Origin of the sequence: Amycolatopsis thermoflava N1165, from assembly GCF_000473265.1 — a bacterium.
GTDB lineage: Bacteria > Actinomycetota > Actinomycetes > Mycobacteriales > Pseudonocardiaceae > Amycolatopsis_E > Amycolatopsis_E thermoflava.
On the sequence record NZ_KI421511.1, the window covers coordinates 4,985,023 to 5,006,078 of the forward strand.

25 protein-coding genes are annotated in these 21,056 nt (G+C 70.1%); 10 read left to right on the top strand and 15 right to left on the bottom strand.

What is annotated here, in order from left to right:
- Positions 1 to 34: 34 nt before the first annotated feature.
- Positions 35 to 1,138, bottom strand: a complete 1,104-nt coding sequence (locus AMYTH_RS0124530) for a BMP family lipoprotein (RefSeq protein WP_037324043.1) — start codon at positions 1,136 to 1,138, stop codon at positions 35 to 37.
- A gap of 503 nt (positions 1,139 to 1,641) precedes the next feature.
- Between AMYTH_RS0124530 and sdhC the strand changes: the two genes are divergently transcribed.
- The 4 genes from sdhC to AMYTH_RS0124550 are packed head-to-tail and all read left to right on the top strand — an operon-like array spanning position 1,642 to position 5,109.
- Positions 1,642 to 2,091, top strand: coding sequence for a succinate dehydrogenase, cytochrome b556 subunit (gene sdhC / locus AMYTH_RS0124535; RefSeq protein WP_017986770.1), 450 nt, complete (start codon positions 1,642 to 1,644; stop codon positions 2,089 to 2,091).
- A gap of 7 nt (positions 2,092 to 2,098) precedes the next feature.
- Complete coding sequence (locus AMYTH_RS0124540) at positions 2,099 to 2,518, top strand: succinate dehydrogenase hydrophobic membrane anchor subunit (RefSeq protein WP_017986769.1); 420 nt, start codon at positions 2,099 to 2,101, stop codon at positions 2,516 to 2,518.
- Between the two features lie 28 nt (positions 2,519 to 2,546).
- On the top strand, positions 2,547 to 4,334 hold the full coding sequence (gene sdhA, locus AMYTH_RS0124545; protein WP_020421791.1) for a succinate dehydrogenase flavoprotein subunit: 1,788 nt from the start codon (positions 2,547 to 2,549) through the stop codon (positions 4,332 to 4,334).
- Position 4,335: 1 nt separating this feature from the next.
- Positions 4,336 to 5,109 (top strand): succinate dehydrogenase iron-sulfur subunit, encoded by a 774-nt coding sequence (locus AMYTH_RS0124550; protein WP_017986767.1) that lies wholly within the window; start codon positions 4,336 to 4,338, stop codon positions 5,107 to 5,109.
- 54 nt (positions 5,110 to 5,163) lie between these two features.
- On the opposite strand, the gene AMYTH_RS0124555 is transcribed toward AMYTH_RS0124550, so the two are convergent.
- Entirely contained in the window at positions 5,164 to 7,026 is a 1,863-nt protein-coding gene (locus tag AMYTH_RS0124555; protein WP_037322667.1) for a vWA domain-containing protein, read from the bottom strand.
- A gap of 173 nt (positions 7,027 to 7,199) precedes the next feature.
- On the bottom strand, positions 7,200 to 7,439 hold the full coding sequence (locus AMYTH_RS0124560) for an SCO4848 family membrane protein (RefSeq protein ID WP_037322668.1): 240 nt from the start codon (positions 7,437 to 7,439) through the stop codon (positions 7,200 to 7,202).
- A gap of 73 nt (positions 7,440 to 7,512) precedes the next feature.
- Here AMYTH_RS0124560 and AMYTH_RS0124565 point away from each other — a divergent pair, with 73 nt between their 5' ends.
- Positions 7,513 to 8,715 carry a D-alanyl-D-alanine carboxypeptidase family protein gene (locus AMYTH_RS0124565; RefSeq protein WP_027932530.1) on the top strand — a complete coding sequence of 401 codons (1,203 nt, stop codon included), beginning with the start codon at positions 7,513 to 7,515 and terminating at the stop codon, positions 8,713 to 8,715.
- Positions 8,716 to 8,916: 201 nt separating this feature from the next.
- Here AMYTH_RS0124565 and yhjD read toward each other — a convergent pair whose 3' ends face one another.
- The 3 genes from yhjD to AMYTH_RS0124580 all read right to left on the bottom strand — a co-directional run bounded on the left by yhjD (position 8,917) and on the right by AMYTH_RS0124580 (position 11,925).
- Positions 8,917 to 9,921: an inner membrane protein YhjD gene (gene yhjD, locus AMYTH_RS0124570; protein ID WP_027932531.1), complete on the bottom strand. Its 1,005-nt coding sequence runs from the start codon at positions 9,919 to 9,921 to the stop codon at positions 8,917 to 8,919.
- Positions 9,922 to 9,986: 65 nt separating this feature from the next.
- On the bottom strand, positions 9,987 to 11,015 hold the full coding sequence (gene trpS, locus AMYTH_RS0124575) for a tryptophan--tRNA ligase (protein ID WP_027932532.1): 1,029 nt from the start codon (positions 11,013 to 11,015) through the stop codon (positions 9,987 to 9,989).
- Positions 11,016 to 11,028: 13 nt separating this feature from the next.
- On the bottom strand, positions 11,029 to 11,925 hold the full coding sequence (locus tag AMYTH_RS0124580; RefSeq protein WP_027932533.1) for a LysR family transcriptional regulator: 897 nt from the start codon (positions 11,923 to 11,925) through the stop codon (positions 11,029 to 11,031).
- Positions 11,926 to 11,995: 70 nt separating this feature from the next.
- On the opposite strand from AMYTH_RS0124580, the gene AMYTH_RS0124585 reads away from it, so the two are divergent.
- Positions 11,996 to 13,024, top strand: coding sequence for a TDT family transporter (locus tag AMYTH_RS0124585; protein ID WP_020421782.1), 1,029 nt, complete (start codon positions 11,996 to 11,998; stop codon positions 13,022 to 13,024).
- Here AMYTH_RS0124585 and AMYTH_RS0124590 read toward each other — a convergent pair.
- The 5 genes from AMYTH_RS0124590 to AMYTH_RS0124610 all read right to left on the bottom strand — a co-directional run bounded on the left by AMYTH_RS0124590 (position 13,003) and on the right by AMYTH_RS0124610 (position 15,625).
- Positions 13,003 to 13,305 carry a hypothetical protein gene (locus AMYTH_RS0124590; protein ID WP_378335386.1) on the bottom strand — a complete coding sequence of 101 codons (303 nt, stop codon included), beginning with the start codon at positions 13,303 to 13,305 and terminating at the stop codon, positions 13,003 to 13,005. The genes AMYTH_RS0124585 and AMYTH_RS0124590 overlap by 22 nt on opposite strands.
- Positions 13,306 to 13,500: 195 nt before the next feature.
- On the bottom strand, positions 13,501 to 13,875 hold the full coding sequence (locus AMYTH_RS0124595; RefSeq protein WP_027932535.1) for a hypothetical protein: 375 nt from the start codon (positions 13,873 to 13,875) through the stop codon (positions 13,501 to 13,503).
- Positions 13,872 to 14,264, bottom strand: a complete 393-nt coding sequence (locus AMYTH_RS45665) for a DUF6247 family protein (RefSeq protein ID WP_037322669.1) — start codon at positions 14,262 to 14,264, stop codon at positions 13,872 to 13,874. The genes AMYTH_RS0124595 and AMYTH_RS45665 overlap by 4 nt, the downstream gene beginning before the upstream one ends.
- A 43-nt stretch (positions 14,265 to 14,307) precedes the next feature.
- Positions 14,308 to 14,721, bottom strand: coding sequence for a pyridoxamine 5'-phosphate oxidase family protein (locus tag AMYTH_RS0124605; RefSeq protein WP_027932536.1), 414 nt, complete (start codon positions 14,719 to 14,721; stop codon positions 14,308 to 14,310).
- Between the two features lie 73 nt (positions 14,722 to 14,794).
- Entirely contained in the window at positions 14,795 to 15,625 is an 831-nt protein-coding gene (locus AMYTH_RS0124610; RefSeq protein ID WP_378335383.1) for an exodeoxyribonuclease III, read from the bottom strand.
- Positions 15,626 to 15,648: 23 nt separating this feature from the next.
- On the opposite strand from AMYTH_RS0124610, the gene AMYTH_RS0124615 reads away from it, so the two are divergent.
- The gene (locus AMYTH_RS0124615; protein WP_027932538.1) at positions 15,649 to 16,386 is read left to right on the top strand and encodes an MBL fold metallo-hydrolase; all 738 of its coding nucleotides are present in this window, start codon (positions 15,649 to 15,651) and stop codon (positions 16,384 to 16,386) included.
- Between the two features lie 2 nt (positions 16,387 to 16,388).
- Here AMYTH_RS0124615 and AMYTH_RS0124620 read toward each other — a convergent pair whose 3' ends face one another.
- The 3 genes from AMYTH_RS0124620 to AMYTH_RS0124630 all read right to left on the bottom strand — a co-directional run bounded on the left by AMYTH_RS0124620 (position 16,389) and on the right by AMYTH_RS0124630 (position 18,762).
- Positions 16,389 to 16,703, bottom strand: a complete 315-nt coding sequence (locus tag AMYTH_RS0124620; RefSeq protein WP_027932539.1) for an SH3 domain-containing protein — start codon at positions 16,701 to 16,703, stop codon at positions 16,389 to 16,391.
- A 95-nt stretch (positions 16,704 to 16,798) separates the two neighbouring features.
- The gene (locus AMYTH_RS45670; protein WP_051362813.1) at positions 16,799 to 17,455 is read right to left on the bottom strand and encodes a hypothetical protein; all 657 of its coding nucleotides are present in this window, start codon (positions 17,453 to 17,455) and stop codon (positions 16,799 to 16,801) included.
- Between the two features lie 83 nt (positions 17,456 to 17,538).
- Positions 17,539 to 18,762 carry an NADP-dependent isocitrate dehydrogenase gene (locus AMYTH_RS0124630; RefSeq protein WP_017986747.1) on the bottom strand — a complete coding sequence of 408 codons (1,224 nt, stop codon included), beginning with the start codon at positions 18,760 to 18,762 and terminating at the stop codon, positions 17,539 to 17,541.
- A gap of 166 nt (positions 18,763 to 18,928) precedes the next feature.
- Here AMYTH_RS0124630 and AMYTH_RS0124635 point away from each other — a divergent pair, with 166 nt between their 5' ends.
- Positions 18,929 to 19,771: an LLM class F420-dependent oxidoreductase gene (locus AMYTH_RS0124635; protein ID WP_027932540.1), complete on the top strand. Its 843-nt coding sequence runs from the start codon at positions 18,929 to 18,931 to the stop codon at positions 19,769 to 19,771.
- 25 nt (positions 19,772 to 19,796) lie between these two features.
- A complete protein-coding gene (locus tag AMYTH_RS0124640) occupies positions 19,797 to 20,369 on the top strand; it encodes an HhH-GPD-type base excision DNA repair protein (protein WP_027932541.1) in 573 nt (190 codons plus the stop codon).
- Here AMYTH_RS0124640 and AMYTH_RS0124645 read toward each other — a convergent pair whose 3' ends face one another.
- Positions 20,370 to 20,630, bottom strand: coding sequence for a hypothetical protein (locus AMYTH_RS0124645; RefSeq protein WP_026153780.1), 261 nt, complete (start codon positions 20,628 to 20,630; stop codon positions 20,370 to 20,372). It lies immediately after the preceding gene.
- A gap of 137 nt (positions 20,631 to 20,767) precedes the next feature.
- Between AMYTH_RS0124645 and AMYTH_RS0124650 the strand changes: the two genes are divergently transcribed.
- On the top strand, positions 20,768 to 20,968 hold the full coding sequence (locus AMYTH_RS0124650) for a DUF1918 domain-containing protein (RefSeq protein ID WP_026153779.1): 201 nt from the start codon (positions 20,768 to 20,770) through the stop codon (positions 20,966 to 20,968).
- The last annotated feature ends 88 nt before the right edge of the window (positions 20,969 to 21,056 follow it).

Genomic DNA, 21,056 nt, shown 5'->3' on the forward strand with positions numbered 1-21,056 from the left:
ACCCTCCCGAGCCCCGGACGCGGCTGGAAAAGATCTACTTCTGCGGCGTGGTCGGGACGGTGATGCTGCCCGAGATGATCGCCTGCTTGTAACCCTCGAGCTGCGGCTTGATGTCGTCGATCTTGCCACCGGAGGTGGAGTAGCCGACGCCGTCCACCGACAGGTCGAACCGCTTGGGCAGGGAGCTCAGCGTGTTGCTCGCCAGCGCCTGGATGTAGTCGTACACGGCCACGTCGACCCGCTTGAGCATGGAGGTCATGATGACGTCCTTGTACTCGGCGACGGTCGCCTGGTTGTACTGGTCGGAGTCGACGCCGATGGCGAGGCCCTTGGCCGCGCTCGCGGCCTGGAAGACGCCCTTCCCGGAGGCGCCCGCGGCCTGGTAGACCACGTCGGCGCCGGCGGAGAACTCGGCGGCGGCCTTGATGTTGCCCTTCGCCGGGTCCTGGAAGCCGGTGTTGTCGCCGGCCGGGGTCAGGTAGTCGCTGGTGATCTGGACCTTGTTCGACGCGGCCTTCGCGCCCGCGATGAAACCGGCCTCGAACTTCTGGATCAGCGGGGTGTTCACGCCGCCGACGAAGCCGACGTGGCAGTTCTTGCTCTTGTAGACCGCCGCGACGCCCACCAGGAAGGAGCCCTGCTCCTCGGAGAACACCAGCGGGGTGACGTTCGGCGCGGTCACCGAGTCGTCGTCGACGATGGCGAACTGGGTGTTCGGGAACTTCGGCGCGACGGCCTGCACGGCGCTCGCGTAGGCGAACCCGATCGCCAGGATCGGGCTGTAGCCGTCCGTGGCCAGCTGCGTCAGGCGCTGCTCCTTGGCGGCCTCGTCCTCGGTCGGCGACGCGGTGCTCTCCCGGACGTCGGTGACCCCCATGTCGGCCTTGGCCTTGTCCACACCCGCGGCGGCGGCGTCGTTGAACGAGGCGTCACCCCGGCCCCCGATGTCGAACGCGAGCGCGACCCGCAGCTTGCTGGCATCGACCCGCTGGCCGGCCGCGCTCGAACTGGTCGACGCCGCAGTGGCCGCGGGCGCCTGTGCCGTGACGCAGGAACCGGCCGCGGCGTTGTCGTTGTTGCTGCTCCCGCTGGTGCCGGAGTCCTTCGCACACCCCGCCAGCGCGAGCGCCGCCGCCATGGCGGTGGCGGCCAGTGTGGTGGCACGCGTCTTACGCACCCTGTCTCTCCCTCCCCGCTGGTGTTCCAGCGGACCCGAGAACGACCCGGCTCATTGCCGGGCTCGACGGGCGAACGGTACCCGCCTGTGAGCAAATGGCCATGCCAGAGCCACAGCACGTAACCTAAACGTTTGCTTGTTCTCCGGCACGGCGACAGTTCAATCACATTGAGTCACGCCCACCCGACCGAGTGAGCGAGATTCACCTCACTTCGCGAAGTTTGGGCGACGTGCTAACGGGGATGAGACCTGCGACACGCAGGGGGTGTCTGGTCGATCACACACACCAACCACAGGTTGAGTGCGGTATGGCGACCAGGTCTAGCATCCCCTTTATCCAAGCTCGATGGCCTTGAACACCCCGCCGGGGCGCCTGCGAAGTCCCAGGTGGACGCTCCCGCGGCCCGGTGGATTCGCAGGTCAGCCGGGCACAGTCCAACCACGACGTTGGAGGCCGTACACCGATGTCCACCACGGCGAGCACCGCCGCCGACCAGACGGCGGCGGAGGCGAGCGATCGGGCGGGTGCCTCACGCCGGAGCGGGACCTTCTACCGGGGCGACCCGGGCATGTGGTCCTGGGTCCTGCACCGGATCACGGGCGTGCTCACCTTCTTCTTCCTGTTCGTCCACGTCCTCGACACCGCGCTGGTCCGGGTTTCGCCCGACACCTACAACGAGGTCATCGAGACCTACAAGACCCCGCTGGTCAACCTCATGGAGGTCGGCCTGGTCGGCGCCGTGCTGTTCCACGCGCTGAACGGCATCCGGGTCATGCTGGTCGACTTCTGGTCGAAGGGCACCAAGTACCAGAAGCACATGCTGTGGACGGTCGCCGTCATCTGGGTGCTCGTCATGATTCCCGGTGCGATCGCGATGATGTGGCGCACGGTGTCGGAAATGTTCGGAGGCTGAGCGAGAGATGGCAACCGAGACCCTCGCACTCGACAAGCCGCGCTCGCCGCGGCGACCCGCCGCCCGCCGCAGCAACTTCGAGCTCTACAGCTGGCTGTTCATGCGGATCTCCGGCCTCGCGCTGGTCGTACTGGTGCTCGGCCACCTGTTCATCATGAACATCCTCGACGGCGGCGTGCACCGGATCAACTGGGGCTTCGTCGCAGGCCGCTGGTCCTCGCCGTTCTGGCAGTTCTGGGACCTGGCGATGCTGTGGCTGGCCCAGCTGCACGGCGGCAACGGCCTCCGGACGGTCATCGACGACTACGCACGCAAGGACAGCACGCGCTTCTGGCTGAAGATCGTGCTCTACGTGTCGATGGTCGTCATCCTGTTCGTGGGCACCCTGGTGATCTTCACCTTCGACCCCGACATGGCCGGCAGCTGACCCACCACCACCCGAGGAAGAAGCGGACATGCAGTTCCACAAGTACGACGTGGTGATCGTGGGCGCCGGTGGCGCCGGGATGCGCGCCGCCATCGAGGCGGGCCAGCGCGCCCGCACCGCGGTCCTCACCAAGCTCTACCCGACCCGCTCCCACACCGGCGCGGCTCAGGGCGGCATGTGTGCCGCGCTGGCCAACGTCGAGGAGGACAACTGGGAGTGGCACACCTTCGACACGGTCAAGGGCGGCGACTACCTGACCGACCAGGACGCGGCGGAGATCATGGCCAAGGAGGCCATCGACGCCGTGCTCGACCTGGAGAAGATGGGCCTGCCGTTCAACCGGACGCCGGAAGGCAAGATCGACCAGCGCCGGTTCGGCGGGCACACCCGTGACCACGGCAAGGCCGCGGTGCGCCGGGCCTGCTACGCGGCCGACCGCACCGGTCACATGATCCTGCAGACGCTGTACCAGAACTGCGTCAAGCACGGGATCGAGTTCTTCAACGAGTTCTACGTGCTCGACATGATCACGACCGAGACCGAGAACGGGCCCGTCGCCACCGGCGCGGTCGCCTACGAGCTCGCGACCGGCGAGATCCACGTCTTCCAGGCGAAGGCGGTCGTGTTCGCCACCGGTGGTTTCGGCAAGGTCTTCAAGACCACGTCGAACGCGCACACCCTCACCGGCGACGGCATGGGCATCTACTACCGCAAGGGCCTGCCGCTGGAGGACATCGAGTTCTACCAGTTCCACCCGACCGGCCTGGCCGGCCTCGGCATCCTCCTCACGGAGGGCGCCCGCGGTGAGGGCGCGATCCTGCGCAACGCCTCGGGTGAGCGGTTCATGGAGCGCTACGCCCCCACCATCAAGGACCTCGCGCCGCGCGACATCGTCGCCAGGTCGATGGTCCTCGAGGTCCTCGAAGGCCGCGGCGCCGGCCCGCACAAGGACTACGTGCTCCTGGACTGCACGCACCTCGGCGCCGAGGTCCTGGAGACGAAGCTGCCGGACATCACCGAGTTCGCCCGCACCTACCTCGGTGTGGACCCGGTGAAGGAGCCGGTGCCGGTGTACCCGACCGCGCACTACGCGATGGGCGGCATCCCGACGAACGTGCACGGCGAGGCCCTGCTCGACAACGACACCGTCCTGCCCGGCGCCTACGCCGCCGGCGAGGTCGCGTGCGTGTCGGTGCACGGCGCGAACCGGCTGGGCACCAACTCGCTGCTGGACATCAACGTGTTCGGCCGCCGCGCCGGCATCGCCGCCGCCGAGTACGCCAACAACCACGACTTCGTCGAGCTGCCGGAGAACCCGGCCAAGATGGTCGAGGGCATGGTCGACCACCTGCGCACCGCGCACGGTGGCGAGCGGGTCGCGGACATCCGCACCGAGCTGCAGCAGACCATGGACACCAACGCGGCCGTGTACCGCACCGAGGACACGCTGAAGACCGCGCTGACCGACGTCCAGCGGCTCAAGGAGCGCTACGGCCGGATCTCGATCCAGGACAAGGGCAAGCGGTACAACACCGACCTGCTCGAGGCGATCGAGCTGGGCTTCCTGCTCGACCTGGCCGAGGCGCTGGTCAACGCGGCGCTGGCGCGCAAGGAGTCCCGCGGCGGGCACGCCCGCGAGGACTACCCGAACCGCGACGACGTCAACTTCATGCGGCACTCGATGTCGTACAAGATGCTGCCGGAAACGCCGGACCCGGACGCCCCGCTGGGCATCAACGGGTTCATGGCCGACATCCGGCTGGACTACAAGCCGGTGACCTTCACCCGGTACGAGCCGATGGAGCGGAAGTACTGACATGACCGCGGTAGCCGAACAGAACACCGTGAACGGGATTCCCGCGCCGGAGGGCTCGGTCACCATCACGGTGAAGATCCAGCGGTTCAACCCGGAGATCGACGACGCGCCGCACTGGGAGTCCTACGAGGTCCCGGCGCTGCCCACCGACCGCGTGCTGAACCTGCTGTTCAACATCAAGAACTACGTGGACGGCACGCTGTCGTTCCGCCGGTCGTGCGCGCACGGCATCTGCGGTTCGGACGCGATGCAGATCAACGGCATCAACCGGCTGGCCTGCAAGGTGCTCGTCAAGGACCTGCTGGCGAAGGACGGCAAGGAGACCACGGTCACCGTGGCCCCCATCAAGGGCCTGCCGACGCTGAAGGACCTCTACGTCGACATGGAGCCGTTCTTCGAGGCGTACCGGGCGGTGAAGCCGTACCTGATCACCTACGGCAACGAGCCCACGCGCGAGCGGATCCAGTCGGCGGCGGACCGGGAGCGGTTCGACGACACCACCAAGTGCATCCTGTGCGCGGCGTGCACCTCGTCGTGCCCGGTGTACTGGAACGACGGGTCGTACTTCGGCCCGGCGGCGATCGTCAACGCCCACCGGTTCATCTTCGACAGCCGTGACGAGGGTTCCGAGGAGCGGCTGGACATCCTCAACGACGCCGAGGGCGTGTGGCGCTGCCGCACGACCTTCAACTGCACCGACGCGTGCCCGCGTGGCATCCAGGTGACGAAGGCGATCCAGGAGGTCAAGCGCGCGCTGCTGTTCAAGCGCGTCTGAGGTTCCTGCGGAAGAGGCCCCCTCGCCCTGGCGGCGAGGGGGCCTCTTCTCGTGTCAGGAGCGGCGGCCGCGGACGGCGAGCACGATGATCGCGGCCACGACCACGACGCCCGCGCCGCCGAGCCAGAACGGCCAGACCGGCGCGCCCTTCCCGGTGGCCGCGGCGACGGGCGTGGGCTCGGCGGTTTCGGTGGGCTGGTCGTCGCCGAAGACGCCGCCGCTCGGGGCGGAGTAAGCCGGGCCGGGTTCCGGCGTGCCTGCCACCGTGAGGTCCAGTGTGACCGGCACCGGGACGTTGTCGCCCTCGTCGAAGGTCGCGCCCAGTTTGACCGCGATGTAGTACCAGCCCGCGACAGCCTGGGTGCGGACCTTCGAGTTGTCGGCCTCGCGGTTGTGGTAGCGCACCGGCGCGGTGGCGATCGCGTTCCGGGTCGGCAGCACACCTCCGGAGCCGGTGTAGACCGTGGTGTCGGAGTCGATCTCCGCGCGGTACGGGTTGTAGGCGGTGGTGGCGATGTTCGAGACGTTGTCGACGCCGCTGCCGCCGGCCTGTCCGAAGTGGACGCGGTAGGCCAGGCCCTGGCCCCAGCCCAGCTTGACGCGGTAGAAGACGTACTCGCCGCGCTGGAGGGTGTCGGTGTAGCGGCCGCTGCCCGTCAGCGGGGCGGCGACGTTGAACGAGCCGCCGCCGGTCACCGGCGTGCCGGTACCGGCGGGTTCGGTGAACGCGGTGGTGGGCAGGACGGCCTTGGGGCCGCCGTCGGCGACCGCGGGCTCGACGCCGACGAGCAGTTCGACCGGCAACCGCTCGGGCACCTCGGCCGACACGCGGTCCCAGGTCAGGGCGAAGTAGTACCGCCCGGCGCCGCGGCAGTTGTCGGAGCTGCCGCTGCCCTTCTTCGGCTCGGTCGCGCCGTCCCAGGCCTTGGCGATCGTGAGGGCGACGCCGTCGCTGGACATGGTCGCCTGCTCGGACAGGAAGGCGTGGCAGTCCTCGCCGCCCGCGCCGTAGACGCGCAGCTGGAGCGAGTTGATGTCGTCGAGCCGGTCGACGCCGGGCAGGCGGGGGAAGGAGATCGTGCCGCTGAAGTAGGCGGTGGCGCCCTGCGGGACGTCGACCGCGTAGTAGCGGGTTTCCTTCTGGCCGAGGGTGTCCAGGTGCTGGCCGGAGCCGGCGACCGGCGCGGTGTCCCAGCTCGCGGCGCCGGTGATCGGGGTGCCCGCGGGTTCGTAGGTGCGCAGCGCGGTGGCGGAGACGCGCGGCAGGATGCGCTCCAGGGTCTTGCCGTCGGGGGCGTCGCTGTAGGTGCCGCCGGTGACCTGGGCGATGCAGGTGAGCTGCTCGCGGGACCTGGCGTCGACGTCGAAGCCGACCGCGTGCACGACGACCTTGGCGCCCTGGGCGGTGAGTTCCCTGGCGACCTCGCACGGGTCGGGCGGGGCGCAGGTGTCCTCGCCGTCGGAGACGAGAACGACGGCGCGCGGACCGGTCTGCGGGAGCGCGGCGGCGGCGGTGCGCAAGGCGGTGCCGATCGGGGTGTAGCCGCTGGGCTGGATGCCGTCGACGGCCGCGGTGAGGGCGGGCTTGTCGATGGTCTTCGGGGAGCTGAGGACCTGGACGTCCTGGCAGCCCTGGGCCTTCTCGGCGTCGGACGAGCCGGTGCGGGTGCCGTAGACGGTGAGGCCCACCTGTGCCTCCGCGGGAGCCGACCCGATGAACCGGCGCAGAGCGCTCTTCGCGGCGTCCATCTTGGTGCCGGTGGCGTCCGCCTGCTTCATCGAGCCGGACCCGTCGAGGACGAGCATGGTCGGCGCGTAGGCGGGTTGCTGCGCTTCGGGCTGCGCGAGGGCTGGGGCGAGCCCGACGGCCAGCAGACCCGCGACGGCCGCCGGGAGGAGCTTGGAAAGCCGGAACATGATCCCCCATCCGTGTGATCGATGCCGCTTGGATGCGATCGCAAACGGATGGGTTCCGCCGAGTTGTCAGCCGTGGCGTGCGCGCCGCGCGCACCTCCGGGGCCGGTGACTCACCGGCGCGGGGCGGGCTCAGGATGTTCGACCACCGTCCCGGCGCTCCTCCGGCGTGCGCGTCAGGCGTCGACCTTGTCGGGGTGCTTCGTGCGGAGCCCGCGCCATCCGATGATCCCGATGATCGTCCCCAGGGTGAAGCTCACGATCGCCAGGATGAGGTGCACCACGAAGAACCCGGTGGCCGATCCGTCCGGCCCCCACGAGTTCTCGCTGGCCCACAGGTTCTTCACGAACGTGATCCAGATGACCCAGGACCAGATCCCGAAAGCCAGCAGGAACCATGCCACACGTCGAGACATGCTCCGAGTATCCCCCGATCGGATCGGGGCGCCGCGCCGGGGAACCGGTCCGCGCGTCCTCTAGCCTGCTTTGGTGCGACGCGGTTTCCTGCTCTCCCTCGTTCTGGTTGTGTTGTCCGGTCTCGTGCCATTCGCCGGCACCGCGACGGCCGCTCCCTCCGTCTGCCCCGACGCGGTCGTGCCACCGCCGCCGGTGGACACCTCCGAACAGCCGCCGCCCGGCGTCGCCGCGCCCGCTCCCCTGCCGGTGCCGAAGACGGCCGTCGGCGGGGCTCGGATGGGCGAATGCGGCGTCGTCTACCCGTCCGGCGCCGCGGTTCCGCCCGACACCACCGCCGCGTCCTGGGTGCTGCAGGACCTCGAGACGGGCGAGGTGCTCGCCGCGAAGAACCCGCATGCGCGGCAGCGCCCGGCATCCCTGATCAAGACGCTGCTGGCGCTCGTGGTGATCCGCGAACTGAAGCCGGACCAGGTGATCGTCCCGACGGTCGAGGACGCCAGCCAGGAGTGCACCTGCGTCGGCCTCGTCGCGGGCGGGCGCTACACCGTCGACCTGCTGCTGCACGGCCTGCTGATGCACTCCGGCAACGACGTCGCCCACGCCTTCGCGACCGCACTGGGCGGGGTGCCCGCGACCGTGCGGAAGATGAACGAGCTGGCCGCGGAACTCGGCGCGACGGACACCCGCGCGGCGACGCCGTCGGGCCTGGACGGCCCTGGCATGTCGGCGTCGGCCTACGACATGAGCCTGATCTTCAACTACGCCATGAAGCAGCCCGAGTTCGCCGACTCGATCGCGACCCGCGCGGTGCAGATCCCGGACCAGCCCGGCAAACCGGCGTTCTCGATCGTCAACGACAACAAGCTGCTCGGCACCTACAACGGTTTCCTCGGCGGCAAGACCGGCTTCACCGACGACGCCCGCCACACCTACGTCGGCGGCGCCGAGCAGAACGGCCGCCGCGTCGCGGTGGTCCTGATGCGGGCCGAGAACCGCCCGGCGCCGGTCGTGAACCAGGCCAAGGCGCTGCTGGACTACGGCTTCGCGCTGGCCCGCTCCAACGCGTCACCGGTGGGCCACCTGGTGTCGCCGGTGGTGTCGGAGCAGGCCGCGGACGGCGGCACTACGGACGTCGCCGGTGTCTCCGAGGCCGGGGCCGCCGGGGAGAAGGATCCGTTCGGGGTGACCGGGTGGATCCTGACGCTGGTGGTGGCGGTGATCATCGTGGCCGGGTTCGTGATCGGGCACCACCGCAAGAAGGGGCGGTCGTACTGAGGTCGCCGTGGGTGCCGACCTCCCCCGCCCCCGATTCCTGATTGTGTTTCAGTCGCCGAGCAGGGTTGTCAAGGCGGGAAAGCGTGCCTTGACAACCCTGGTCGGCGACTAAAGATCGGCTGTGGATCGGGGGCGGGGGAGGTCTGGTTCGATGGTCGGTGCTGTTGCGTTGCCGGCTTGCGAGTTGCCCAGTGCCTGGCGCTATCGGCGGCGCCGGCCTAGCCAGGCCAGTGCGGCGCCGGCGCTGAACGCGCCTGCCACGGCGCCCGCGCCGGGGCCGCGCCGCACCTCCACCGTCGGGCGGATGACCGCGGGCGGCGGGGGTTCGACCGTCGTCACGAGGTTCTCCCGCGCGGTCGCCGTCCAGGCCGTCACGAAGAGCAGGAACCGGGACACCAGGTTGGCGAACACCAGCAGACCGATGATGGGCCCGAACAGCACCCCGCTCGGCGAACTGGTGACGCTCGCCAGGTAGATCGAGCCGACCTGCTTGAGCACCTCGAAGCCGACGGCGGCGATCGCGGCGCCCTTGATCGCGCTGCGCGCCGACACCTTCTCCCGCGGCAGCCGCGACAGCACCCACAGGAACACCAGCATGTTCGCCAGCAGGGACAACACGATCGTCGCCAGGCGGAGCAGGAACCGCGCCCACGACTGGTCCTCCAGGCCGACGAGCCCGAGCAGGAAGTTGCCCACCCCGCCGCCGACCGCGGTCAGGCCGAACGACACGACCATCGCCAGCCCCAGCCCGCCGAGCGCCAGCAGGTCCTTGATCGTCGTCGAGACGATCGGGCGGCTCTTCTTCTCCTGGCCCCACTGGGCGGTCAGCGCGTCACGCAGGTTGCTCATCCAGCCGATGCCGGAGTAGAGCGCCAGCAGCAGACCGAACACCCCGGTGCCGCCACGAGAGGCGAGCGCCGCGTCGACGATCTTGGTGACGAAGTCGCCGATCCCCGGCGGCGTCGAGGAGATGATCCCGTCCCGCAGCTCGTTCAGGGCCGCCTCGTTGTTCGCCAGCACGAACCCGGCGATCGAGAACCCGACCATGAGCAGCGGGAACAACGACAGCACGCTGAAGTAGGTGATCGCCGCCGCGTAGTGGTTGCCGTAGCGCTCGCCGAACGCGTCGTTGGCCCGCACCAGGTGGTCGAGCCACGGGTACTTCCGGCGCAGCCGCGGGACCAGCTTTTCCTTCTCTTCCGCCACGGGAAAACGCTAACGACCCCGCCCCGACCTCGCAATTCGGGGCCGGGCCGGGTCCACTGTGGACGTCAGGACGCGGGCGGCAGGAATCCGACGCGGTCGAACACCCGCGCCAGCGTCCGCGAGGACACCTCGCGCGCCTTCTCCGCGCCGCGGGCCAGGACCTTGTCCAGTTCGGCCACATCGTCCAGATAGGACTGGACGCGCTCCTGGATCGGGGTGACCCACTCGACGAGGACCTCGGCCAGGTCCTTCTTCAGGTCGCCGTAGCCCTTGCCCTCGTAGGCCGCCTCCAGGTCCGCGATCGTGCGGTCGGTCAGCGCCGAGTAGATCGACAGCAGGTTCGACACGCCCGCCTTGTTCTCGCGGTCGAACCTGACCTCGCGGCCGGTGTCGGTGACCGCCGAGCGGATCTTCTTCGCCGAGCGCTTCGGGTCCTCCAGCAGCTCGATGATGCCGTTCGGCGAGGACGCCGACTTGCTCATCTTCACCGCCGGGTCCTGCAGGTCGTAGATCTTCGCCGTGCCCTGCACGATGTGCGGCTCCGGCACGGTGAACGTCTTGCCGAAGCGCTGGTTGAACCGCTGCGCGAGGTTGCGGGTCAGCTCCAGGTGCTGGCGCTGGTCCTCACCGACCGGCACCGCGTCCGCCTGGTAGATCAGGATGTCCGCGGCCATCAGCACCGGGTAGGTGAACAGGCCGACGCTGGCGTGGTCGGTGCCCTGCTTGGCGGCCTTGTCCTTGAACTGCGTCATCCGGCTGGCTTCGCCGAATCCGGTCAGGCACTCCAGCACCCAGGACAGCTGCGCGTGCTCGGGCACCTGGCTCTGCACGAACAACGCGCTGCGCTCCGGGTCCACGCCCAGCGCGAGGAGCTGCGCGGCCGAGACGCGGGTGCGCTGCCGCAGCACCTTCGGGTCCTGCTCGACCGTGATCGCGTGCAGGTCGACGACCATGTAGAAGGTCTCGTGCGTGTCCTGCATGCGCACCCACTGCCGGAGCGCGCCGAGGTAGTTGCCGAGGTGGAACGAGTCGGCGGTCGGCTGGATCCCGGAGAGCACGCGCGGGCGGGCGGTGGTTTCTGGCGCTTCGGACACGACCCCGATTGTCTCAGGCCCCGCGGACGGCGATCGCAGCGAGGTCCGCCGCCGGGCCGCGCAGCCGCGACCCGGCGCGCCAGACCAGCCGGAGCTCGCGGTGCAGGTCGAGTCCGCCGACGTCGACGGCGACGAGCGTGCCCGCCGTGACTTCCGCGGCGACGGTGTGCGCGCCCAGCACCGCCGGGCCGATGCCCTCCATGACCGCCGACTTGATCGCCGTCGTCGAGGACAGTTCCAGCAGCGGCTCGGCCAGCTCCGCGGGCGCCAGCGCGACTTCCAGCGCGCGGCGGGTGCCGGAGCCGCGTTCCCGGCTGATCAGCGGCGTGGCGGCCAGCTCGTCCGGCCGCGTCGGCCGCCGTCGCCGGGCCCACGGGTGGCCGGGCGCGACGACCAGCCGGAGTTCGTCGACGGCGACCGTCTCGGCATCGAGTCCCGCGGGCAGGTCGGGCCCTTCGACGAACCCGAGGTCGACCTCGCGGGCCAGGACCTGCGCCGCGACCTCCCCCGAGTTGCCCGAGGTGAGCGCCACCGCAGTCCCCGGGTCGACGCGGCGCAGCGCGGCGAGCCACCGGGGCAGCAGGTACTCGGCGACGGTGAGGCTGGCCGCCACGCGCAGGTGCTCGTCGCGGCGGGCACGCAGCGCGGCGATCCCGGCTTCCAGGTCGGTGGCGGCCTCGACGACCGGCCGGGCCCAGTCGGCGACCAGCGCGCCGGAGTCGGTGAGCCGGGAGCCCCGCGGCGACCGGTCGACGAGCGCGACGCCGATCTGCGCCTCCAGCTGCCGGATCCGGGCGCTGGCCGCGGGCTGGGAGATCCCGTGGGCGCGCGCCGCCGCGCCGATGCTGCCGAGCTGTGCGACGGACAGCAGCAGCTCGAAGCCGGCGAGGTCGGTGACACGCAGGGGCATAGGCACAGGTTATGAGCTCATCGGCCGGTGATCCCTACCGGATGCGGCGTCGTGGACCGAACGTGGAGGCATGCTCGAACGCGCGCCGCGCCTGTCCCGCCCCGGCACCACCCCGAACTGGTTCGCCTCCGTGATGGGCAGTGGCATCGTCGCGACCGCCCTGCCCGCGCCGCTGTCGGTGCTGCGGCCGGTGGTCACGGTCGTGTGGGCGCTGGCCGCCGTGTGGCTGGTGGTGCTGGTCTGGCAGCTGGTCGCGGACCGGCGGCGGCAGCACCGGCACCTGCGCGACCCGGTGCTGGTGCACTTCTGGGGCGCGCCGCCGATGGCGCTGCTGACGATCGGCGCGGGCGCGGTGGCGCTCGGCCGGGACTGGATCGGCACCGGCCCGGCGCTGGTGGCCGGCGCGGTGTTGTGGACCGCGGGCACGGCGCTGGGGCTGGTGACCGCGGTGGGCGTGCCGTACCGGATGATCACCGGCCGCATCCCGGCCGCCGAACCGTTCGCCGGGTGGCTGATGCCCGTCGTGCCGCCGATGGTCTCGGCGGCCACCGGCGCCGCGCTCGTGCCGCACCTGCCTGCCGGGCAGCCGCGGCTGGCGCTGCTGCTGGCGTGCTACGCGATGTTCGGGATCAGCCTGTTCGCGACGGTCGTGCTGCTGCCGCAGATCTGGCACCGGCTGGTGACCGCGGGGACGGAAGCCGCCCGGGTGCCTGCCCTGTGGATCGTGCTGGGACCGCTGGGCCAGTCGATCACCGCGGCGAACCTGCTGGGCGCGGCCGCGCCCGGGGTGTTGCCGTTCGGGGCCGCGGCGGAGGCGTTCGGGTTGTTCTACGGCCTCGCCGCGTGGGGGTTCGCGATGTTGTGGCTGGCGATCGCGGCGGCGGTGACGTTGCGGACCGTGCGCGCCGGGATGCCGTTCTCACTCACCTGGTGGAGCTTCACGTTCCCCGTCGGCACCTGTGTCACCGGCACGAGCGCGCTGGCCGCGGTGACCGGTTCGGCGCTGTTCGGCGGGGCCGCGGTGGCGCTCTACGTTTTGCTCGTGGGCGCCTGGGTAACCGTCGTACTGCGGACGGGTCAGACCTGGGGACGCCGGTAGGGGGTCAGGGCCGGGCGCGTGGGCTCTTCGGGGGTCTCGACGACGACGGGGACGACGGCCTCCGCCTGGGCCTTGCGGCGCTGGCGCACGATGCCCAGTGCCATGCCGATGATGCCGAGCAGGACCGCGGCGAGGCCGACGGGGCCGAGCAGGCCGAACGAGACGCCGGTCGGTTCGGCCTGGGTGGCCGGCGACGCGGCGGCGACGCCGGTGGTGGTCGCGGTCGCGAGGACCGCCAGGACCAGGCCGGCCCGCAGTACGTGCACTGTTCGGTTGCGCACCGGTGTGCCTCCTGAGACGAGACTGCCGTTCCAAGGTGGCCGTCACCCTAATGGGCGACGGTTACCAGCGTGAAAACTACCGACCGTGTCAAGGCCGATCGTTTTTGATCACGTGCGGGGCAGAGAGTAGCGCCCATCGGAGTGCCGGGGACACGGGGGCCACACCCTGGCCACCCCCGGGGACGACGTGCCAGCTCAGACGGCTTGGAGCTGGTCGGTCTGCTTGGGGCGCCCGACCCCCGCGTGCTGGACCCAGACCGTCTGCCGCGGTTCGTCGAGGAGGTACCAGACCCGGGCCGCGCCGGTCACCTCCAACTGCCACCGCGGGAGACTGCGCCCCTGGTGCGTCCCGTGCGCGAGTACGCCCTTGAGCTGGTGGTGGCGGCTGGTCGGCTTTCCGGGGCCCGGACCGGGGTCCGTCCGCATGGTCTCCCCGGCCTTCCGCAGGTCCCCCCGAGCGGCCGCTTCGAGTTCGGGCCAGCCCTTGACGGCTTCCGTGGTGCCGAACCTGATCTCCCACTCGCCGCCGACGGCAGGCGGAGCGACCGGGTCACCAAGCTTGGGGCTCACGCGTCCGCTGCCCCCGGCGCGGGCACCGGACCGAAGTCGTCTCCGTCACGCTGCAGCACGGCGACCAGCTCGGGGTCGGCGTGGACCTCCGCCGTGTGCCGCCACGAGGTGATGACCTGAGCCACCGGAGCCGGGTTGCGCAAGGCCTCCGCGCCTTCGAGCGCGTCGACGAGTTCGACGACGAAGGCCTGCACGTCCTCGCGCGGCAGGAAACGCACCCACGGGAAGGCTTCCGGCACGACCTCGGTGACCAGGGACCGGATCTGGTCGTCGTGCTTCATCAGCGCCAGGAACAGCCGGGTGGTGGCGGACGCGGCTTCGTCCGCCTGCTCGGCCCGGCTCGACGTGGTCAGGACGAGGTCCTCTTCGTCCGCCGCGCGGCGGTGCACCCGCAACGTCCGGGCACCCGCAGCTTGCCCAGCGAGCGGCAAATCAGGACTTGCTCTGGTCGTTGCTCAGCCACTTCTCCGGGCGCACGCGGACCAGCAGTGACTTCTCCCCCAGCGCGCCGTCCACGTAGGCGCGCGCGTCGGGCTCCGGGAGGTACCTGGCGGTAATCGCGAGGGCCTCTTCGCGCGTCGGCGGGGCGTCGTTGGCCACGACGGGGCCCTCGACCGTCACGTACTTGTACGGCCAGTTCTCGTTCTGCACGGTCAGGCTCAGCCGGCCCGCCTTGCGCACCAGCTTCTCCTTCACCGTCCCGCGTTCCATCCACAGCAGGACGTCGCCGCCGGGCCGGTAGTCGTACCAGATCGGCACGGCCAGCGGCGCCCGTCCGTCCCGCTCGACTGCCAGCACGCCGATGTGCACGCCGGCCAGGAAGTCCTCGCGCTCGGAAGCGGTCATCACGAACGACACGAGCTGCCCCCAATCAGTCGGTGTGCCAGGGGCAACGCCCGTGCTCATCCAGACATTCCGGCTATTCCGGGGAAAAGTCGAATGTCGCCGTCACCGGGGCGTGGTCGGACCAGCGCAGCTCGTAGCTCGGCGCCCGCTCCACCACCACCGACGTGCACTTCTCGGCCAGGCCGGGCGTCGTGACCAGGTAGTCGATGCGCCAGCCCGCGTCGTTGTCGAAGGCCTTGCCGCGGTAGGACCACCACGTGTACGGGCCGGGCCCCTCCGGGTCGAGCTTGCGCTGCACGTCGACGTACCCGGCCTCGCCGAACACGCGGCTCATCCAGGCCCGCTCCTCGGGCAGGAAGCCGGAGTTCTTCTGGTTGCCCTTCCAGTTCTTCAGGTCGATCTCGGCGTGCGCGATGTTCCAGTCGCCGCCGACGACGACCTCGCAGCCGGCCGCCTCGGCCTTGCCGCGCAGCTCGATCAGGTACGGCAGGAACGCGGCCATGAAGCGTTCCTTCTCGTCCTGCCGCGGCGTCCCCACGTCGCCGCTCGGCAGGTACAGGCTGGCCACGACCACGCCGGGCAGGTGCACCTCGAGGTAGCGCCCGCTGTCCTCGAACTCGGCCTCACCGAAGCCGACCCGCACCTCCGACGGCTCGGCCCGGCTGTAGACGGAGACGCCGTTGCGGCCCTTCACCGCGGACGGCGCGTGGTGCGCGTGCCACCCCGCCGGGGCGACGACGTCCTCGGGGAGCTGCCCGGCCTCGGCGCGCACCTCCTGGCAGAGGATCACGTCGGACCCGCTGGCGGCGAGCCACTCGACGAACCCCTTCTTGGCGGCGGCGCGCATGCCGTTGACGTTGACTGTGGAGACGGTGAACACGCCCAGCACGCTACCGGCCCCCACCGACGTTCCCGGACACTGCTGCCATGAGCGAACTCATCGTCCTCGGCAGTTGCGGCGCGTGGCCGGAGCCGGGCCGCGCGTGCGCCGGCTTCCTCCTCACGCACGAGGACTTCCGCGTCGTCCTGGACCTGGGTTACGGCACCGTCGGTGCTCTGCTGGACCACTGCCCACGCGGCGAGGTCGACGCCGTGATCGTCACCCACCGCCACCCGGACCACTGCGTGGACCTCAGCGCACTGGCCCGCGTGCGGCACTACGAGGCCCCGGACTCGCCGAGGATCCCCGTCTACTGCGAGCCGGGTGTGCTCGACGTCCTGCGCGCCCTGGAGCCCCGGCCGGATCCGGCGACCGTGTTCGAGGTGCACGACCTCGGCCGCCCGGCGCGGGTCGGGCCGTTCTCACTGACCCCGTTCCCGCTTCCGCACCACGTTCCGAACTACGGCGTGCGTCTGGCGGCGCCGGGCCTCACCGTTGCCTACACCGGTGACTGTGGACCGACGGAGGCGCTGCGTGAGCTGGCGCGCGACAGCGACCTCTTCATCGCCGACGCGACGCTGCAGGAAGAACCCCCGCCGGGCAGCCCGCGCGGGGTCATGACCGCCACGGAGGCGGCGACCTGGGCGGCTGCGGCGGGCGCGCGCCGGTTGCTGCTGACCCACTTCTGGCCGGGCAGCGATCGGGCGATTTCCGCGGCACAGGCGCGCGCCGTGTTCGGCGGCGAGGTGATCGTCGCCGAGGAGCGTCTGGTCGTGGCCCTCTGAGGTCAGCAGTTGCCGCTGACCGGCTGCAGATACTCCGTCTTCGCCCACTTGTTCTCGGCGATCTTGCGGAACCCGTTCTGGACCTCGGCCTGGGCGTCGGTCTCGGCGTTCTGGTTGAACTTGCCCACGATGTCCGCACCGGCGTCCGGCGCCGCCCGCACGTTGAGCACGTCCGCGGTGACGGTCACGCGGCAGCCGCCCGAGCCGCCGGTGGCGCCCTCCGAGACCTGCTTGTCGCTGCCCATCACGTAGATCAGCCCGACGCCGGCCAGAATCGCGACGATGATCAGTGCGCGCTTGGGGATGCCCAGGAACACGGGTGCTCCTCACCAGCCGAAAGTTCGTTCCGGGTAAGGGTAGCCACACTTCAGCACCCCCGACAGGCCCGCGCGGGCGAACCACCCGAGAGGCGTCACGAGGCGGGCACGCTCGGTGACGAAACGGTCTGCCAGACGCTGTCGTGGCGCACCACGTGAGTGCCGGCGCGGGCCAGCAGGGCGACGACCACCGGATCCCGGTACGGATCGAACGGACGCTGCGCCTGCCACAGGTGACCGGACAGGACCTTCGCCAGCTGTCCGGCCGCCCCGGACCCGCGGACGGTCAGGACGGTGAGCGAGACGATCCGGTCGCCCGGCACGCGGCAGACCACGTCCAGGCGGCTGCGCGCGGCGCCGGTCAGCCGCAACGCGCCGAGCACCAGCCCGCACAGTAGCTGCGCGAGCATCTCCAGCAGCGCGAACGGCACGAGCACGAGCCAGACGAGGAGCTGCAGGCCGGCCACGACCGCCTCCAGGGCTTGCCCGGCGAGCCCGGCGACCAGCAGCAGCGGCGCGAGGTAGAGCCACTCCCAGCCGCGGATCTCCCGGTCCTTGGCCTTGCGCTGCTCCCGGCGCTCCTGGCGCCACTCCGACGGGGTGCGCCTCGGATCAGTCCGCACGGCGCGGTAGCGGTCGTACTCGCCGGACGCGATGTTCATCGGCTGGACGACGCGCTTCCACGGCGCGAAGCGGCGCGTCAGCGTCCAGACGTGGTCGTCGGGGTGGATCACCTGCACCCGCGCAGTCATACCCGAGACCACCGGCGAACGAAGAAGAGGCCCGGTCACCGTGCGGTGACCGGGCCTCTCGCTGTGGCCGGAAAAACGCGGACTCAGCCCTGGGCGATCTTCGCCGCCAGGTTCTCGTCCAGGGTCGCCAGGAACTCCTCCGTCGTCTGGAACGGCTGGTCCTTGCCGACGAGCAGCGCCAGGTCCTTGGTCATCTTGCCGCTCTCGACGGTCTCGATGACGACCTGCTCGAGCTTGTTGGCGAAGCCGACCAGCTCGGAGTTGCCGTCCAGCTTGCCGCGGTGCTCGAGACCCCGGGTCCACGCGAAGATCGACGCGATCGGGTTCGTCGAGGTCGGCTTGCCCTGCTGGTGCTGCCGGTAGTGCCGGGTGACCGTGCCGTGCGCGGCCTCGGCCTCCACGGTCTTGCCGTCCGGCGTGCGCAGCACCGAGGTCATCAGGCCCAGCGAGCCGAAGCCCTGCGCCACGGTGTCGGACTGCACGTCACCGTCGTAGTTCTTGCACGCCCAGACGTAGCCGCCCTCCCACTTCAGTGAGGCGGCGACCATGTCGTCGATCAGGCGGTGCTCGTAGGTCAGGCCCTTGGCGTCGAAGTCGGCCTTGAACTCGGTCTCGAAGATCTCCTGGAAGGTGTCCTTGAACATGCCGTCGTAGGCCTTCAGGATGGTGTTCTTCGTCGACATGTAGACCGGCATGCCGCGGTCCAGGCCGTACTGCAGCGAGGCGCGCGCGAAGTCCTCGATCGACTTGCGGTAGTTGTACATGCCCATCGCGACGCCGCCACCCTCCGGGTAGCGGGCGACCTCGAACTCGATCGGCTCGGAGCCGTCCTCGGGCACGTACGTCATGGTCACCGTGCCGGGGCCGGGAACCTTGAAGTCGGTGGCCTTGTACTGGTCACCGTGCGCGTGACGGCCGATGATGATCGGCTTCGTCCAGCCCGGGACCAGCCGCGGGATGTTCTGGATGATGATCGGCTCACGGAAGACGACACCACCGAGGATGTTGCGGATGGTCCCGTTCGGGCTCCGCCACATCTTCTTCAGGCCGAACTCCTCGACCCGGGCCTCGTCCGGCGTGATGGTGGCGCACTTGACGCCGACGCCGTGCTTCTTGATGGCGTTCGCGGAGTCGACGGTGATCTGGTCGTCGGTCCGGTCGCGCTCTTCGATACCCAGGTCGTAGTACTCGAGGTTGATGTCGAGGTACGGATGGATCAGCTTGTCCTTGATGAACTTCCAGATGATGCGAGTCATCTCGTCGCCGTCGAGTTCTACGACGGTGCCCTCGACCTTGATCTTGGCCATGAGCCGCGGTGCTCCTCTCGCGGATCTGCGCGTGTCTGTGCAGCACGTCTATGCGGTACAAGCGTACTGCTATTAGGAGACGAACGCCTTAGGTGGTGACGTACCTCAGTCTCGCAAAGGCCCGAAGTGGCAGAAGTCACGCCCCTCGCGGAGTAGGTTCCCTGGCATGCGGTTCGCGATCAAGACCCGGCCCGAGCACACCACCTGGCAGGAGATCCGGGACGTGTGGGTGGCGGCCGACGACGTCGAACTGTTCAAGTCGGCGTGGAACTGGGACCACTTCTACCCGCTCTCCGGTGAGCCGTCGGGACCGAACCTGGAGGGCTGGTCGATGCTCGCCGCGCTGGCCGAGGCGACCCGGCGGATCCGGCTCGGCTGCCAGGTCACCGGCATGATCTACCGGCACCCTGCGGTGCTGGCGAACATGGCCGCGACGATCGACATCATCTCCGGCGGCAGGCTGGAACTGGGCCTGGGCGCCGGGTGGAACCAGCAGGAGTGCGACGCCTACGGCATCGACCTGCCGCCGCTGAAGGAGCGGTTCGACCGGTTCGACGAGGGCGTGCAGGCGATCATCGGCCTGCTGCGCGACCCGGTGACCACCTTCGAGGGCCGGTACGTGCGGCTGACGGAGGCCTACTGCGAGCCGAAACCCGTGCAGCGCCCGCACCCGCCCATCGTGATCGGCGGACGCGGGCCCAAGCGGACGTTGCGCGCGGCGGCGCTGTGGGCGCAGGAGTGGCACGCGATCACGCGCAGCCCGGCGGAGTGGCTGGAGCTGCGGTCGGTGCTGCTCGAGCGCTGCGCGGAGGTGGGCCGGGACCCGGCGGAGATCGCGTGCTCGGTGAACGTCCGGCTGGACGACGGCATCGAAGCGGCGGCCGAGGAGGCGGCGGCGTACGGCGAGGCCGGGGTCGACGTGGTCGTGCTGAACCTGCCCCACCGCGCCGGGCCGGACCTGCTCGAGCCACTCGCGGACGCGCTGATCAGGTCGGGAAGTGCGCGCTGACGGGCACTGGTGCGACCATTGGCCCATGCCGAAGAAGCTCCGTCTCACCGGTGACGCCGACGCGGACAAGCTCCTCTCCGAGGACCCGTTCGCCCTCCTCACCGGGATGCTCCTGGATCAGCAGATCGCGATGGAGACCGCGTTCATCGGGCCGAAGAAGATCGCCGACCGCATGGACGGCTTCGACGTGCGCAAGATCGCCGAGTCCGACCTCGACGAGTTCGTCGAGCTGTGCGTGACCCCGCCTGCGATCCACCGCTACGGCGGCTCGATGGCGCGCCGCGTGCACGCGCTCGCCAACCACATCGTCGAGCACTACGACGGCAAGACCGACCGGATCTGGAAGCAGGGGAAGCCGGACGGCAAGGAAGTCCTGCGCCGCCTCAAGGAGCTGCCCGGCTACGGCGACCAGAAGGCGCGGATCTTCCTCGCCCTGCTCGGCAAGCAGCGCGGGGTCCAGCCCGAGGGCTGGCGGGAGGCCGCGGGCGCGTACGGCGAGGAGGGCTCGCGCCGCTCCATCGCCGACGTCGTCAGCCCGGAGACGCTCGCCGAGGTCCGCGCCTTCAAGAAAGCCGCCAAGGCCGCCGCGAAGAACTGATCAGCCGGGGTGGGCGCCGACCGTGTCGCGGATTTCGGCGCCCAGTCCCGAACCGCTCTCCCGTGCGCAGTGCGCGCAGCAGAAGAACCGGCCCTCGACCTCGGCGCCGTGCCCGAGGATCCGGCACCCGCAGTGCTCGCACGACGGCGCGATCTTCTGCGCCGCGCATTCGATGCTGTCGAACGTGTAGGTGTCCCCGCTGACCGTCCGGACCTCGAAGGACATCCAGTAGTCGTTTCCACAGACCACGCAGCTAGCCATCGCCAGAACTCCTTTTCGCGTCGGGATGAATCGAAGCCTGCTCGCCTCCCGGAAACCCGGCAACTTGATCAATTCCCGGTCCAGTGACAATTGCCGGGAGCCCGATTTACCCTGGTTCCCGCGGGAGGTGGTCGATGATGCACGCAACCGTAGGAGACCGGATCCTCGTCCACGGTCGCACCGTCGGAGCGGCCGAGCAGCGCGGTGAGATCGTCGAAGTCCGCGGGGAGAACGGCGGGCCGCCCTACCTCGTGCGCTTCGCCGACGGCCACGAAGGCCTGATCTTCCCCGGCTCGGACTGCGAGGTCAGTCACGAAAAGCAGGAGCACAACGCCTGACCGCGCCCCGCACGTGGGCATGGTCACCCAGCCGGCGGGATGACACCGGGCTCCCGCCTGGTTGACACTGATCGAGGGACAGCTCGTG

Bases quoted from the DNA above. Each gene is read 5' to 3' on its own strand.
- AMYTH_RS0124555 (WP_037322667.1), bottom strand. From the start codon at position 7,026: ATGTTCCGGCTTTCCAAGCTCCTCCCGGCGGCCGTCGCGGGTCTGCTG.
- sdhA (WP_020421791.1), top strand. From the start codon at position 2,547: ATGCAGTTCCACAAGTACGACGTGGTGATCGTGGGCGCCGGTGGCGCC.
- AMYTH_RS0124585 (WP_020421782.1), top strand. From the start codon at position 11,996: ATGCTCGAACGCGCGCCGCGCCTGTCCCGCCCCGGCACCACCCCGAAC.
- AMYTH_RS0124650 (WP_026153779.1), top strand. From the start codon at position 20,768: ATGCACGCAACCGTAGGAGACCGGATCCTCGTCCACGGTCGCACCGTC.
- AMYTH_RS45670 (WP_051362813.1), bottom strand. From the start codon at position 17,455: ATGACTGCGCGGGTGCAGGTGATCCACCCCGACGACCACGTCTGGACG.
- AMYTH_RS0124580 (WP_027932533.1), bottom strand. From the start codon at position 11,925: ATGCCCCTGCGTGTCACCGACCTCGCCGGCTTCGAGCTGCTGCTGTCC.
- sdhC (WP_017986770.1), top strand. From the start codon at position 1,642: ATGTCCACCACGGCGAGCACCGCCGCCGACCAGACGGCGGCGGAGGCG.
- AMYTH_RS0124615 (WP_027932538.1), top strand. From the start codon at position 15,649: ATGAGCGAACTCATCGTCCTCGGCAGTTGCGGCGCGTGGCCGGAGCCG.
- AMYTH_RS0124645 (WP_026153780.1), bottom strand. From the start codon at position 20,630: ATGGCTAGCTGCGTGGTCTGTGGAAACGACTACTGGATGTCCTTCGAG.
- AMYTH_RS0124560 (WP_037322668.1), bottom strand. From the start codon at position 7,439: ATGTCTCGACGTGTGGCATGGTTCCTGCTGGCTTTCGGGATCTGGTCC.
- AMYTH_RS0124530 (WP_037324043.1), bottom strand. From the start codon at position 1,138: ATGGCGGCGGCGCTCGCGCTGGCGGGGTGTGCGAAGGACTCCGGCACC.
- AMYTH_RS0124550 (WP_017986767.1), top strand. From the start codon at position 4,336: ATGACCGCGGTAGCCGAACAGAACACCGTGAACGGGATTCCCGCGCCG.
- AMYTH_RS0124630 (WP_017986747.1), bottom strand. From the start codon at position 18,762: ATGGCCAAGATCAAGGTCGAGGGCACCGTCGTAGAACTCGACGGCGAC.
- AMYTH_RS0124540 (WP_017986769.1), top strand. From the start codon at position 2,099: ATGGCAACCGAGACCCTCGCACTCGACAAGCCGCGCTCGCCGCGGCGA.
- AMYTH_RS0124640 (WP_027932541.1), top strand. From the start codon at position 19,797: ATGCCGAAGAAGCTCCGTCTCACCGGTGACGCCGACGCGGACAAGCTC.
- AMYTH_RS0124605 (WP_027932536.1), bottom strand. From the start codon at position 14,721: ATGACCGCTTCCGAGCGCGAGGACTTCCTGGCCGGCGTGCACATCGGC.
- AMYTH_RS0124635 (WP_027932540.1), top strand. From the start codon at position 18,929: ATGCGGTTCGCGATCAAGACCCGGCCCGAGCACACCACCTGGCAGGAG.